The organism is Pseudomonas sp. P129, from assembly GCF_020312195.1.
GTDB classification, from domain to species: domain Bacteria; phylum Pseudomonadota; class Gammaproteobacteria; order Pseudomonadales; family Pseudomonadaceae; genus Aquipseudomonas; species Aquipseudomonas fragariae.
This window is the reverse complement of the sequence record NZ_JAGPYS010000002.1, coordinates 281070-297363: the sequence shown is the minus strand read 5'-3', so window position 1 is coordinate 297363 and position 16294 is coordinate 281070. Positions and strand designations below refer to the sequence as shown.

Here is a 16294-nt window from a genome sequence, read left to right as displayed (position 1 = left end):
CGCTGTTCAACTTTCCAGGGACGATCCTTCACGACACGGCATGAAGCCGGTTGCTCCCTGGCCACGACCTGACTACCGGCTGCCGCCGCCTTTTGCGCGCGGCGAGGCCGCCCCTTTGCGAGAAGAAATGTATGGCACTTGCCCTGACCGCTGCCCAACGCAATATCTGGCTGGATCAGATGACCCAGGGCGACTCGCCGTTATACAACATCGGCGGCCATCTGGAGATCGACGGCGCCCTCGATTACGAACTGTTCCAGCGAGCCGTGGACCTGTTGATTGCAAAACACGACGCCCTGCGCATGGTCCTGCTCGACCAGCGTGACGAGGAGGGCGTGCCGTTGCAGGCCTTCGCCACGAGCATGCCGATGCCGGTCACACCGATTGACCTGCAAGGGCAGGACGATCCGTTTCAGGCTGCCGAATGCTGGATGCAGCGTCAGCTTGAGCGTGCGTTCCGTCTCGATGGCGAACCGCTGTTCCGTATACATTTGCTCAAGCTCGAAGCACAGCGCTTCTACTGCATGATTTACGCCCACCACATTGCACTCGACGGCTGGGGCATCGACGGGCTCTGCGCGTCGCTCAGTGAGCTTTACAACGCGCTGCACGATCAGCACACACCCGATCTGACGGCACCGTCCTATGTCGACTTCATCAAGGACGACAGCCAGTATCGCGGATCGCGACGTTTTGCCCTCGATCAAACCTATTGGCTGGACAAGTACCGCGACATCCCCGAGCCCTTGCTGGTGCCACGCCCGCGTCCGGCTCAGATTCAGAACGAAGCACCAAGCCGCAGCGGCCACCTCAGCTACGGTCTGGCCCGTGACCTGGAACAGCAGATCGACGACCTGGCCCTGAGCCTGAACGCCTCGTCGTTCCATGTTTTGCTGGCCGTGCTGTACGTGTACTTCACCCGCGCCTATCAGCGTGACGAACTGGTTATCGGCTTGCCGATCCTCAATCGCCCCAATGCCAGCTACAAAAAGACCCTCGGGCTCTTTACCCAGCTCAGCTCAGTGCGTCTGAAATTCAGTGTCGACCTGCCGTTCGCCGAGCTGGTCCAGGGCATCTGCCGGGCGGTCAAGCAGGATTACCGCAGCCAGCGCTTTCCGGTCAGCGAACTCAACCGTTTGCTTGAATTACGCCGTGCCGAGCGCACGCAACTGTTCGATCTGACGTTCTCCTATGAGCGCAACAATCACCTGCTGCGCTTCGGCCAGGCAACCGCCCACGCCGTCAAATCTTCGAACAATCACGAACAGACGCCGCTGGCCATCCATTTGCGCACCAACGCTTACGAGGCTGAATCGCGACTGCACTACATCTACAACGAGGCATATTTTCAGCACGACGAAATCGCCCCCCTTGCCGAACGCTTGCAGCACGTCATTGAGCAGGGGCTGGCGAACCCGCACCTGCCTGTGCATGGCTTCTCGCTGACCGGCATGACCGACACTTTCAAGATGCAGACGTGGAATGCCGGTCAGCCACATTTTGCCAATGACCTGACGATTCACCAGCAGTTTGAAGCTCGCGCCGCAGAACGCCCGGACGCCGCTGCACTGGTGTTCGAAGAGCAGACCCTGAGCTACGGCGAGCTCAACGCGCGTGCCAATCAGGTTGCCCATCGTCTTTTGGCCTTGGGGGTACGCCCTGACGATCGCGTGGCCATCTGCGTCGAACGCGGCCCGGCAATGATTATCGGCCTGCTGGGCATCCTCAAATCCGGCGCCGGTTACGTGCCTCTGGACCCGGCTTACCCGCTTGAGCGTCTGGCCTACACCCTCGGCGACAGTGCGCCGGTAGCATTGTTGAGCCAGCAGTCAGTACAGCCGGCATTGCCGGCGTCGGATGTGCCGCTGATCTATCTCGATGATGTCGACTTGCAGGACGAGCGCGCCTGCAATCCGCAGGTATCGGTCAGGCCCAGCGACCTTGCCTACGTGATCTATACCTCCGGTTCCACCGGCCTGCCCAAGGGCGTGATGGTCGAGCATCGTAATGTTGCACGGCTGTTTTCGGCCACCGAAGAGTGGTTCGGCTTCAATGAACAGGATGTCTGGGCGCTGTTCCATTCGTTTGCCTTCGACTTCTCGGTCTGGGAAATCTGGGGCGCGCTGCTGCACGGCGGGCGCCTGTTGATCGTCCCGCAACTGGTCAGTCGCTCGCCCGAAGACTTCTATAACCTGCTGTGCAGCGCCGGGGTCACGGTGCTCAACCAGACGCCGAGTGCGTTCCGCCAGCTGATTGCGGCCCAGGGCGACAAAGAGCAGGTGCATTCGCTGCGCCAGGTGATTTTCGGCGGTGAAGCGCTGGAAACAGCGATGCTCAAGCCGTGGTACGCCCGTAAAGTCAACGCCTCAACACAACTGGTTAACATGTACGGCATCACCGAAACCACGGTGCATGTGACTTATTACCCGTTGCAGCCCGAAGACGCCCAGCGCGTTGGCGCCAGCCCGATCGGCAAACGCATTCCTGACCTTCAGCTGTACCTTCTGGATGCCTATGGCCATCCGCTGCCACCGGGTGCAGTCGGCGAGTTGTACGTCGGCGGGGCAGGTGTGGCGCGTGGCTACCTCAATCGCGATGAATTGAACACGACGCGCTTTCTCGACGATCCGTTTGCCTCGGCGCCCGGTGCGCGGATGTACCGCTCTGGCGATCTGGGTCGCTGGTTGCCGGACGGCAGCCTGGAATACCTGGGGCGCAACGACGAACAGGTCAAGATTCGCGGTTTCCGTATCGAGCTGGGCGAGATCGAAGCCCGATTGAGTGCCTGCGAAGGCGTGCGTGATGCCGTGGTTGTGGTACGTGAAGACGAACCGGGCGACCGGCGTCTGGTGGCCTATGTCATCGGCACCGCCGGGCAGGAACCGGACGCTACCTGGTTGCGTGAACAGCTGCGTCTATCGCTGGCCGAGCACATGCTGCCGAGCGCTTTTGTCAGCCTGGAGGCTTTCCCGCTGACCGCCAACGGCAAGCTCGACCGCAAGGCACTGCCGGTGCCAACTGCCGAGGCCTTTGCCCGGAGTCAATATGAGGCGCCGGAGGGCCTGGTGGAAACCAGGCTGGCCACATTGTGGGTAGAGCTGCTGGGCGTCGAGCAGGTAGGCCGACATGACCAGTTCTTCGAACTGGGTGGGCATTCGATGCTGGCGGTAAAACTGATCGAGCGCATGCGCGACATCGGTCTGAATGCCGACGTGCGCGTACTGTTCGGCCAGCCGACCCTGGCCTCGTTGGCGGCCGCCAGCGGCAAGACCACAGACGTGCAGGTGCCAGCCAGCAGGATTCCCGCCGATTGCCAGCGTATAACGCCGAACATGCTGCCCCTGGCCCGGCTCACCCAGGCACAAATCGACCGTGTGGTCGCCGCAGTGCCGGGCGGGGTGAGCAACGTGCAGGATATCTATGGGCTGGTGCCGTTGCAGGAGGGCATCCTCTACCACCATCTGTCCAGTGGGGAGGGTGATCCGTACCTGTTGCAGGCGTTGTTGCGGTTCAATGGCTTCGAGCAGTTGCTGGACTTCACGGAGGCCTTGCAGCAAGTCATTGACCGTCACGACATTCTGCGCACGGCGGTAGCCTGGGAAGAGCTCGACGAGCCAGTGCAGGTGGTCTGGCGTCAGGCACGGCTGCGGGTCGAGGCGTTTTTGCCGCACCCGGACCAGGGTGATGTCGCGGCCCAGTTGCAGGCACAGTTCGATCCACGACGGATACGCATGGACCTGCATCAGGCACCGATGATGCGCCTGCATTACGCCGAAGATCCCGTCAACCAAAGCTGGGTGGCGGTGTTGCTGTTCCATCACCTGATCGATGACGCCACCTCGCTGGCCCTGCTGGGCGCAGAGATCGAGGCGTTCAGACAAGGACGCGGCAACCGTCTGCCAGCGTCGGTACCGTATCGCAATCATGTGGCTCAGGCGCGATTGAGCATGAGCCGCGAGGAGCACGAAGCGTTTTTCCGCGACATGCTCGCCGATGTTGACGAGCCGACCCTGCCGTTCGGCCTGCAAGACGTGCAAGGCGACGGCAGCGGAGTGGAAGAAGCCCTGTTGCCGGTTGACCCGGAGCTGGCCGGACGCCTGCGCGCCCATGCCCGGCGCCTCGGCGTCAGCAATGCCAGCCTGCATCACCTTGCGTGGGCGCAGGTGGTCGGGCGCCTGTCAGGGCGTCAGGATGTGGTCTTCGGTACCGTGCTGATGGGCCGCCTGCTCAGTGGTCAAGGCGCCGAGCGGGCCTTGGGCATGTTTATCAATACCTTGCCATTGCGCGTCGCTGCCGGAGAGCAGGGCGTTGAGGCCGCTGTGCGCACCACCCACGCACGGTTGGCGGCGTTGGTCAGTCATGAGCATGCACCGTTGTCCCTGGCCCAGGGATGCAGCGGCGTGGCAGCACCGACACCTTTATTCAGTGCGCTGATGAACTACCGCCATGTCGCGGTCGGCGCCCAGACACCTCAACAGGCGGGGCAGACCAGAACCTGGGCCGGTGTCGAGGTACTCGGCGGTGAAGAGCGCACCAACTACCCATTGTCGCTATCAGTGGACGACCTCGGCGATTCCTTCGGCCTGACCGTTCAGGCGGTGGCCGGAATCGATGCCCGGCGCATCTGCGGTTACATGCACACCGTACTGGAGCAACTGGCCGACGCGCTGGACAGCCGACACGATGCTCCCTTGCACAGCCTCGACTGGTTGCCCGCGCACGAGCGTCGTCAATTGCTGGAGGACTTCAACGCGTTCGATCGCGACTACCCGCAAGACCTTCTGCTGCACCAACTGTTCGAGGCCCAGGCGGCTGCGCAACCGGATTCGGTGGCGGTCACCTACGAAGACCAGCGCCTGAGTTACGCCGAGCTCAATCAGTGGGCCAACCAGATTGCCCATCGGTTGATCGCTGCAGGCGTTGGCGCTGATGACCGCGTAGCGATCTGTGTGGAACGCAGTCTGGAAATGATCGCCGGCCTGGTGGGCATTCTCAAGGCCGGCGCAGGCTACGTGCCACTTGACCCTTCCTACCCTGAAGAACGCCTGGCCTATATGCTCGAGGACAGCGCACCGAAAATGCTGCTGACCCAACGTGGTTTGCGCGAGCGCTTTGCGCAGGTCGCCATGCCGGTGCTGCTGCTGGAAGCCGACGCCCGCGCCGAGAACGGTATCGACCGCGCGCCGGTGACCAATCCGCATCCCGCGGGGCTTGGCGCACAGCACCTGGCGTACCTGATCTACACCTCGGGCTCTACCGGTCAGCCCAAAGGCGTGGCCATGCCCCATGCGCCGCTGGTCAACCTGATGCAGTGGCAGATCGCTCAGAGTGTCGAGGACTCGCGCCCCAGGCAGCGCACCTTGCAGTTCGCAGCACTGGGTTTTGATGTGGCCTTTCAGGAAATCTTCAGCACCTTGTGCGCAGGTGGCGAGCTGTCGCTGATCCACGCTGATACCCGACTGAATTTCCGCCGCCTGTTCGAGCATATCTGCGAGCAACGTATCGAACGCCTGTACATGCCGTGCATTGCCCTGCAGGCGTTGGCCGAGGCCGTGGTCACCGAACCCGAACAGCCTGAGTGCCTGTTGCAGGACGTGATCACTGCGGGTGAACAACTGCGAATCACCGAACCGATGCGCCAGTTCTTCGCCCGTCTGAACGACGCTCGCCTGCATAACCACTACGGTCCGACCGAGTCGCATGTGGTCACGGCGCTGACCCTGGATGGCGACCCACAGACCTGGCCAACCTTGCCGAGCATTGGACAGCCGGTGGCCAACACCCGCATCTACCTGCTCGACGAACACATGCGTCCGGTGCCGGTGGGCGTTGCGGGTGAACTGTACATCGGCGGCGCGTGTGTCGCCCGTGGCTACCTGAACCGCAATGACCTGACCGCTGAACGCTTTATCGCTGATCCGTTTGCTGCCAGCGATGCCGGCAACCCACGCACACGTCTGTACAAGACCGGCGACCTGGGTTGCTGGCAGGCGGACGGCAGGATCGTCTACCTGGGCCGTAATGACGACCAGATCAAAATCCGTGGCTTTCGTATCGAGCTGGGGGAAATCGAGGCACGCCTCGGTCAATATCCTGGCTTGCGCGATGCAGCGGTGCTGGCCCGCGAAGACCTTCCCGGTGAAAAGCGCCTGGTGGCGTACTTCAGCGTGCAGGCCGGTCAGGTTGTGCCCGAGGCCGACCCGTTGCGCCTGCATTTACAGGCACTGCTGCCTGATTACATGATCCCGGCAGCCTATGTGCACCTGGAAAAACTGCCGGTGTCGCCCAATGGCAAGCTGGATCGTCGTGCGTTGCCGCAGCCGTCGGCCGATGCCTTCGTCAGTCGCGACTATCAGGCGCCGCTCGGCGACACCGAAACCACGCTGGCTGCGCTCTGGTGCGAAGTGCTGAGTGTGGAGCGGGTCGGTCGGCAGGACCATTTCTTCGAGCTGGGCGGTCATTCGCTGCTGGCGGTGAAGCTGATCGAGCGCATGCGCCAGGTTGGCCTGAGTGCCGACGTTCGCGTCCTGTTCGGCCAGCCCACCCTTGCTGCACTGGCGGCGGCGGTGGGCGGCGGCATCGAGATCGAAGTGCCCGCCAATGGCATTCCCGAGGGCTGCAGGCACATCACCCCGGACATGCTGACCCTCACCGCGCTGGACCAGGCAAGTATCGAGCGCATTGTCGCCGACATTCCCGGTGGCGCGGCGAACGTGCAGGACATCTACCCACTTGCACCGTTGCAGGAAGGCATTCTTTATCACCATATCGCGGCTGAACAGGGCGACCCGTATCTGCTGCAAGCGACCTTCGCCCTGCGCGACCCGGCACACGTACGGCGCTTTGCCGAAGGCTTGCAGGCGATGATCGATCGCCATGACATCCTGCGCACGGCGCTGGTCTGGGAGGGTCTGGAACAACCGCTGCAAGTGGCTCTGCGCCGGGTCGAACTGTCGATGGAGCAGATCACCCTGGCCCAGGACGGCGGCGATATCGTCGCTCAGTTGCAACGCCGTTTTGATCCACGCGAGTACCGCCTCGATCTCAATCAGGCCCCGCTGATTCACCTGGCCTTTGCCGAGGACTCGGAGAACCAGCGCTGGGTGGCAATCCTGCTGTTCCACCACATTGCCCTTGACCACACCGCGCTGGACGTGATGAGCGTAGAAATGCTCGCCCACTTGCAAGGCACCGCAGCACAACTGCCGGCGGCGATGCCTTACCGGAACTACGTGGGTCAGGCTCGTCTGGGCGTGAGTCGCAAGCAACACGAGGCGTTTTTCCGCGAGATGCTCGGTGATGTCGATGAACCGACCCTGCCATTCGGCCTGCTTGAAGTGCAAGGTGACGGGCAGGGTATCAAGGAGGTTCGCCACGCTCTTCCGGCTGATCTGTGTCAGCGTCTGCGTACTCAGGCGCGGCAACTGGGGGTGAGTGCAGCCAGCCTGCATCACCTGGCCTGGGCGCGAGTGCTGGGCAGCGCCAGCGGACGGGAAGACGTGGTCTTCGGCACTGTGTTGCTGGGACGTATGCAAAGCGGCCTGGGTGCTGACCGCGCCCTGGGGATGTTCATCAACACCTTGCCGCTGCGGGTCGATGTCGGTAACTGCGCCGTGCGTCAGGCCGTGCGTCAGACCCACGCCCGATTGACCGCATTGCTCGGCCACGAACATGCGCCGTTGGTGTTGGCTCAACGTTGCAGCGCGGTGGCCGCAGCCTCGCCGCTGTTCAGCGCGCTACTCAACTACCGCCACAGCCCGGCACGCGAAGCCAGCGGTGGCGAGCGTTGGGCGGATACCCAGGTGCTCGGCGTACGCGAAAGGACCAACTACCCGTTGACCCTGTCGGTGGACGATCAGGGCGACGGTTTCCTGTTGAGCGTACAGGTGGCTGCCGGATTCGATGGCCAGCGGATCTGCGGTTATATGCAGACCGCCTTGAGCCATCTGGTCGAGGCCCTTGAATCCGCGCCGGACTCAGCCGTGCGTGACCTGTCGGTGGTGCCGGAAACAGAACGCCGGCAACTGCTGGTGGCGTTCAACGACACCGCGCGGGATTACCCGCAGCAACAGACCGTGCATGGCCTGTTCGAAGCTCAGGTGCGTGCGCACCCAGAAGCTTGCGCGGCGATCCACGACGGCGTTGCCGTGAGCTACGCCGAACTCAACAACAGAGCCAACCGCCTGGCGCGGCATCTGCTGGGGCTCGGTGTGCAGCCGGGTGACAGCGTGGCGATCCTGCTGGAACGCAGCCATGATTTGCTCGCCAGTCAGCTGGCAGTGCTCAAGTGCGCGGCGGTGTACGTGCCGCTGGACGTCAACGCGCCTGTAGAGCGACAGACGTTCATGATCGAGGACAGCCAGGCGCATGTCCTGCTGACCCTCAGCCGGATGTCGCTGACAGCCAGCACTCAGCGTATCGATCTCGACGGCCTGACCCTGGACGGTCTGAAAGACACTGATCTGACATTACCGCAGTCCAGCGAAAGTGTCGCCTACATCATGTACACCTCTGGTTCGACGGGTGTTCCGAAAGGTGTGCTGGTGCCGCATCGGGCCATCAGCCGTTTGGTGATCAACAACGGTTATGCCGATTTCAACGCTCAGGATCGTGTGGCGTTCGCCTCCAATCCGGCCTTTGACGCCAGCACCCTGGACGTCTGGGCGCCACTGCTCAATGGTGGCTGTGTGGTGGTGATCGGGCAGCACGATTTGCTCTCGCCACTGAATTTCCAGCGCCTGCTGCTGGAACAATCGGTAAGCGTACTGTGGATGACCGCCGGATTGTTCCATCAATACGCCACGGGTCTGGGCGAGGCTTTTTCGCGGCTGCGCTACCTGATTGTCGGCGGCGATGTGCTGGACCCGGCAGTGATTGCTCGGGTGCTGGCGAACAATGCGCCGCAACATCTGCTCAACGGTTATGGTCCGACAGAAGCCACGACGTTCTCCGCGACTTACGAAATTACCTCGGTCGACAATGGCTCGATCCCTATAGGCAAACCGGTGGGCAACACTCGCCTGTATGTGCTCGACAGCCAAGGCCAGCCGGCGCCGTTGGGCGTGGCCGGCGAGCTGTATATCGGCGGGCAGGGTGTCGCCAGGGGTTATTTGCACCGGGATGAGCTGACCCTTGAGAAATTTTTAGCTGACCCGTTCGACAGCGACCCACAGGCTCGCTTGTACCGCACCGGCGACCTGGTGCGCTGGCGTGCCGACGGCAATCTGGAGTACCTGGGTCGCAACGACGATCAGGTCAAAATTCGTGGTTTCCGCGTTGAACTGGGTGAAATCGAAGCGCGCCTGGCCGAACACGTCGATGTTCGCGAAGCCGTGGTGCTGTGCCGTCAGGATGTGCCCGGCGACAAGCGTCTGGTGGCTTATGTCACAGCGCAGCAGGCTGAAACTGCGCTGGACATCGAACACCTGCGCAACCATCTGCATGGCTTGTTACCGGACTATATGGTGCCGGCGGCCTACGTGCAGCTCGATGCGCTGCCGCTGACCGCCAACGGCAAGCTCGATCGCAAGGCGCTGCCAGTGCCGGATGCGCAGTCGCTGATCAGCCGGGGCTATGAAGCCCCTCAAGGTGAAGTCGAGACTCTGCTGGCGTCGATCTGGGCCGACGTGCTCCAGGTCGAGCAGGTAGGGCGTCATGATCATTTCTTCGAATTGGGCGGCCACTCGCTGCTCGCGGTGACGCTGATCGAGCGCATGCGTCAGATCGGCCTGAGAGCCGATGTCCGCGTGCTGTTCAGCCAGCCTACTCTGGCGGCGCTGGCAGCGGCGGTCGGCGGCGGAACGGAAGTTGTAGTGCCGGCCAACCTGATTCCCGAACGCTGCGAACACATCACCCCGGACTTGCTGCCGCTGATCAGTCTGACCCAGGCGCAGATCGACCTGGTGGCTGCCAGCGTGCCGGGCGGCATGGCGAACGTGCAGGATATTTATCCACTGGCGCCTTTGCAGGCCGGGATTCTCTATCACCACATCAGTGCCGAAGAGGGTGACCCCTACACCTTGAAAGCGTTGTTCGGGTTATGTGACCGGGCGCGACTGGACGATTTCAGCGGCGCTCTGCAAGGCGTGATCAATCGCCACGATATCCTGCGCACCGCCGTGCTGTGGGAAGGTCTCGACGAACCGGTGCAGGTGGTGCTGCGCAGGGCCGAACTGCAAGTCACCGAGCTGTTCCTCGACCCGGCGGACGGCCCGGTCGATGAGCAATTGCACCAGCGCTTCGATCCTCGGCATTACCGCCTCGATGTGCGTCAGGCGCCACTGATGCAAATTGTCTTCAGCCACGACCCGCTCAACGACCGCTGGCTGGCAATGCTGCTGTTTCACCACATGGTCAACGACGCCACCTCGCTGCAGGTGGTGCTGCATGAAGTTCAAGCGCACCTGCTTGGCCAGAGCGCAGTCTTGGGCGAGCCAGTGCCGTATCGCAATTATGTTGCCCAGGCCCGCTTGGGTGTCAGCGATGCCCGACACGAAGCGTTTTTCCGCGACATGCTCGGCGATATCGACGAACCGACGCTGCCATTCGGGTTACAGGATGTTCAGGACGGCGGCCGCGACATCGAAGAGGCCTGTGTGACCCTGACCACAGAACTGAACCAGCGTCTGCGGGCTCAGGCCAGGCAGGCGGGCGTCAGCGCCGCGAGCCTGATGCACCTGGCCTGGGCGCGGGTGCTGGGCAGTGTCTCAGCCCGCGAGCAGGTGGTGTTCGGTACGGTATTGTTGGGCCGTATGCAGGCCGGTGATGGCGCCGACCGTGCCCTGGGCATGTTTATCAACACCTTGCCGCTGCGCGTCGATGTCGGCGCAGCAACGGTGGTCGAGGGATTAAAAGCAACTCACGAGCAACTGACCGCCTTGCTGGGCCATGAACATGCGCCGCTGGTGCTTGCCCAACGCTGCAGCGGTGTCGCTGCACCGGCACCCCTGTTCAGCGCGCTGCTCAACTATCGGCACATGGCGCAGACCAGGATGACGGCGCAGTACGAAGCCGCCTGGCAAGGGATCGAGACCTTCAACGCCAAGGACAACACCAATTACCCGCTGACCTTGAATGTCGACGATACAGGCGATGGCTTCCGGTTGTCGGTGCTGATCACTGCCGATATCGGTGCGCAGCGGCTGTGCGATTACATGCAGGCGGCGATTGAGCAACTAGTTCAGGCTCTGGAGCAAACGCCTGCGGCGCCGCTGAACAGCCTGACCATCCTGCCAGCGGCGGAGCGTCAGAAGGTACTGGTCGACTTCAACGCCACGGCTACCGATTCACCACGGCAGATGACCGTGCACGCGCTATTCGAGGCTCAGGCTGAGCGCACGCCTGAAGCCACGGCAGTAGCGCATGATGCGACGACTCTGAGTTACCACGAGCTGAACCTTCAGGCCAACCGTCTGGCGGCAAAACTGCTGGAGCTGGGCGTGCAGCCGGGGCACAGCGTCGCGCTGCTGTTGCCACGCTCCATCGACCTGGTGCTCAGCCAGCTTGCTGTGCTCAAGTGTGCGGCTATCTACGTACCGCTGGACATCAATGCCCCGCAGGAGCGTCAGACCTTCATGGTGCAAGACAGCCAGGCGGTGCTGGTGCTGACCTACAGCACTGAAACCCTGGATCCGGGCACGCAGCGTCTGGACCTGGACACCCGGCCAGCGAGCACGGTGCCGGCAGACAACCCGAATCCAGAGGCCTGCGCCGATTCTGTGGCCTACATCATGTATACCTCCGGCTCGACCGGCACGCCCAAGGGGGTGCTGGTACCGCACCGTGCCATCAGTCGTCTGGTAATCGACAACGGCTACGCGGACTTCAATGGGCAGGATCGCGTGGCTTTCGCCTCCAATCCGGCCTTCGACGCCAGCACACTGGATGTCTGGGCACCGCTGCTCAACGGCGGCTGCGTGATCGTGGTCGAGCAGTCGGTATTACTCTCGCAGGAGGCATTCCGGGCGCTGTTGCTGGCGCAGTCGGTCAGCGTGCTGTGGCTCACCGCCGGCCTGTTTCATCAATATGCCGACGGCCTGATGGAGGTCTTTGCGGGCTTGCGCTACCTGATTGTGGGCGGCGATGTGCTGGACCCGGCGGTCATCGCCAGAGTCCTGGCACAGGGCGCGCCGCAACATCTGCTCAACGGCTACGGCCCGACCGAAGCCACGACCTTTTCCACGACCTACGAGATCACTGCGGCAGACCACGGTGGCATTCCGATCGGCCGGCCGATTGCCAACAGCCAGGTTTATGTACTCGATGCCTTGCGTCAACCGGTGGCGGTGGGCGTGCCCGGCGAGCTGTACATAGGCGGGCAGGGCGTGGCCAAGGGCTATTTGAACCGTGATGAATTGAGCGCCACACAGTTCGTCGCCGATCCATTCAGCGGGCATGACGGTGCGCTGATGTACCGCACCGGCGACCTGGGACGCTGGAGGGCCGACGGCAATCTGGAATACCTGGGCCGTAACGACGGTCAGGTGAAAATTCGCGGCTTCCGTATTGAACTGAGTGAAATCGAGGCCGTTCTGGCCACGCACCCTGCGGTACACGAAGCCGTGTTGCTGGCGCGGCAGGACACAGGAGAAAAGCGCCTGGTCGCCTATTTCACCCTGCGTGAGCCACAGCAAACGCTGGAAATCGAAACCCTGCGCAGTCATCTTCAAGCCCGCTTGCCGGACTACATGGTGCCCGCAGCTTATGTGCGCCTCGATGCGCTGCCACTGACAGCCAACGGCAAGCTGGACCGCAAAGTGCTGCCTGTACCCGATGCACAGGCATTGGTCAGCCGTGGCTACGAAGCGCCGCAAGGCGAGGTGGAAAACCTGCTGGCGACCATCTGGGCCGAGGTGCTCAAGGTCGGGCAGGTCGGTCGACATGACCATTTCTTTGAACTGGGCGGGCACTCGCTGCTGGCCGTCAGCCTCATCGAACGCATGCGCCAGGCCGGCTTGAGCGCTGACGTTCGCGTGCTGTTCGGCCAGCCAACCCTGGCAGCGCTGGCTGCAGCGGTGGGTGGCGGAAGTGAAATAACAGTCCCGGAAAATGCCATCCCGGACGATTGCACGCGCATCACTGCGCAGATGCTGCCACTGGCCGATCTCGATCAGGTCGCTATCGACCGTATTGTCGCCAGCGTGCCGGGTGGCGTCAGTAATGTGAAAGACATCTACCCGCTGGCACCGTTGCAGGAGGGGATTCTCTACCACCATCTGGCTGCCGAACAAGGCGACCCGTACGTTCTGCAGACGCTCTTCGAGATCGCTGATCGTCAGCGTTTGAACGCCTTTGTCGACGCCTTGCAAAGTGTGATCGACCGTCACGACATCTTGCGTACCGCAGTGCTGTGGCAAGGTCTGGAAACACCGATGCAGGTCGTCTGGCGGCAGGCTCGCCTGCATCTGGAGCAGATCGAACTCGACCCGGCCGACGGCGCGGTCATCAATCAGTTGCAACAGCGCTTCGACCCTCGCCATTCGCGGCTGGACATGAGCCAGGCACCGCTGCTGCGTGTGGTCTTCGCCGAAGATTCGCCCAACCAGCGCTGGGTGGCAATCCTGCTGTTCCATCACATGGTCCTCGACCATACGGCGATGGAGGTTGTGCTGCATGACATGCAGGCACACTTGCTCGGCCAGGCTGACCAACTCGACGCCGCCATTCCGTATCGCAATTATGTGGCCCAGGCTCGCCTGGGCGTGAGCCGCGAGGCCCATGAAGCGTTCTTCCGCGAACTGCTGGGGGACATAGACGAACCGACGCTGCCGTTCGGCCTGCTGGATGTGCAGGGCGACGGCCGCGATATCGAAGACAGCAGCCTGACACTGGACGCTCCGCTCAATCTGCGCCTGCGTGCCCAGGCCCGCCAGTTGGGAGTAAGTGCCGCGAGCCTGGTGCATCTGGCGTGGGCTCAGGTGTTGAGCAAGGTATCGGGCAGGCAAACAGTGATATTCGGTACTGTGCTGATGGGCCGCATGCAGAGTGGCGAAGGCGCCGACCGGACGTTGGGGATGTTCATCAATACCTTGCCGCTGCGCGTCGATCTGGCCGGGCAGGGTGCACGGGACGGGGTGCGGGCGACCCATGCCCGGCTCACCGCGTTGCTCGGCCACGAACACGCGCCGTTGGTGCTCGCGCAGCGTTGCAGCGGCGTGGCGGCGCCATTGCCACTGTTCAGTTCGCTGCTCAACTACCGTCACAGTGCCGTGGCAGAGCCCTGCGACGAGTCGATTGAGGCCTGGCGCGGTATCGAGGTGCGCAGTGGCGAGGAACGCACCAACTACCCGCTGACCTTGAACGTCGATGACCTGGGCGATGGTTTCCGGTTGTCAGTGCTGGTAACCGGCAAGGTCGGTGCCGGGCGGGTTTGCGGGTACATGCAGACCGCGCTGGAAAACCTGCTTGTTGCGCTGGAACAGTCGCCGGACACTGCCCTCGACAGCCTGCCGATCCTGCCGGCTGCCGAGCGCGAGCAGTTGCTGGTGCGGTTCAACGATACCGAGCTGGATTACCCGCACGAACAGACCATTCATGGCTTGTTCGAAGCACAGGCCGAGCGCACGCCGGAAGCGCTGGCAGTAGTCCACGGCAAACAGCGCCTGACGTATCGCGCGCTCAACGAGCAGGCCAACCGCCTGGCCCATGCGTTAATCAAGCAGGGTGTTCAGCCGGATTCCAGAGTCGGAATCTGTGTTGAACGCGGCGCGGAAATGGTCGTCGGTTTGCTGGCGATTCTCAAGGCGGGCGGCGGTTACGTGCCGCTCGACCCGGCTTATCCAGCGGAACGTATTGCCTACATGTTGCAGGACAGCGCTCCGGCAGCCGTGCTGGCTCAAACCGCTACTCAGGGCTTGCTGGCCGACGTTTCGGTACCTGTCATCAATCTTGACCTGAGCGATTGGCAGGACGAATCCGTCCAGAATCCGCGGGTGCCGGGGCTGACTTCGGCGCATCTGGCCTACCTGATCTACACCTCGGGCTCCACCGGCTTGCCGAAGGGTGTGATGATCGAGCACCGCAATACCGTGAACTTCCTGACCTGGGCGCACGCAGCTTTCGACGCTGGTACAAACAACTCGGCGCTGGAAAAAACGCTGTTCTCTACCTCGCTGAACTTCGACCTCGCGGTCTACGAATGCTTTGCGCCGCTGACTTCAGGCGGCAGCATCGAGGTCGTCAGGAACGTTCTGGAACTCCAGCATCTGGATGACGATATAAGGCTGATCAACACTGTGCCTTCGGCGCTGAAGGCGTTGCTGGAGACGGACGGCCTGCCGAAGTCAGTCCACACCGTCAACGTGGCCGGTGAAGCGCTCAAACGCAGTCTGGTCGAGGTGCTGTTCGAGCAAACCGGCGTGCAGCGCCTGTGCAATCTCTATGGCCCATCGGAAACCACTACCTACTCGAGCTGGGTGGCGATGGATCGCGAAGACGGCTTCGCTGCGCACATCGGCAAACCGGTGGGCAATACCCGGTTCTACTTGCTGGACGAACAGCAACAACCTGTTCCACGGGGTGTTGCGGGTGAGATCTATATCGGCGGCGCGGGCGTGGCACGGGGTTACCGGAATCGCGATGACCTGACCGCCGAACGCTTCCTCAAGGACCCCTTCAGCCCGCAGCCAGCAGCACGCATGTACCGCACCGGCGACCTGGGTCGCTACTTGCCGGACGGCAATATCCAATACCTGGGCCGTAACGATGATCAGGTGAAGATCCGTGGCTTCCGTATCGAGCTGGGCGAGATCGACGCCTGTCTGGCCAAGCATCCTGCAGTGCAGGACGCGATAGTCACCGCCCGTGAAGACGTCCCCGGCGACAAACGCCTGGTGGCCTATTACACGGCTCAGTCCGCACAAACGGAACCGGCCATCGACAGCCTGCGCGGCTGGCTGCTGGGGCAGTTGCCGGCCTACATGGTCCCGGTGGCTTATGTGCGTCTCGACGCATTGCCCCTCACGCCCAACGGCAAGCTCGACCGCAAGGCGTTACCTGCGCCGGGCGAGGGCGCTTTGATCAGCCGTGGCTATGAAGCTCCGCAAGGCGAGAGAGAAATACTGATCGCCGAGATCTGGCAAGCATTGCTGGGCGTCTCGCAGGTTGGACGACATGACCACTTTTTCGAACTGGGCGGCCACTCGCTGCTCGCGGTGAGCCTGATGGAACGCATGCGCCAGGAAGGCCTGGAAGCCGAAGTCAAGTCGCTCTTCGAGCACCCGACCCTTTTGGAATACGCGGCAACGACGGAAAGAATGGAGATTGTTCTGTGAGCATGATCGAACTGCTGGCAATA

General features: G+C 62.4%; 1 protein-coding gene. It reads left to right on the top strand.

Going from position 1 to position 16294, the window contains the following annotated elements; translation table 11 throughout:
- Positions 1–131 precede the first annotated feature (131 nt).
- Positions 132–16271: a syringopeptin non-ribosomal peptide synthetase SypA gene (gene sypA, locus KBY02_RS06785; protein ID WP_225650067.1), complete on the top strand. Its 16140-nt coding sequence runs from the start codon at positions 132–134 to the stop codon at positions 16269–16271.
- Positions 16272–16294 lie beyond the last annotated feature (23 nt).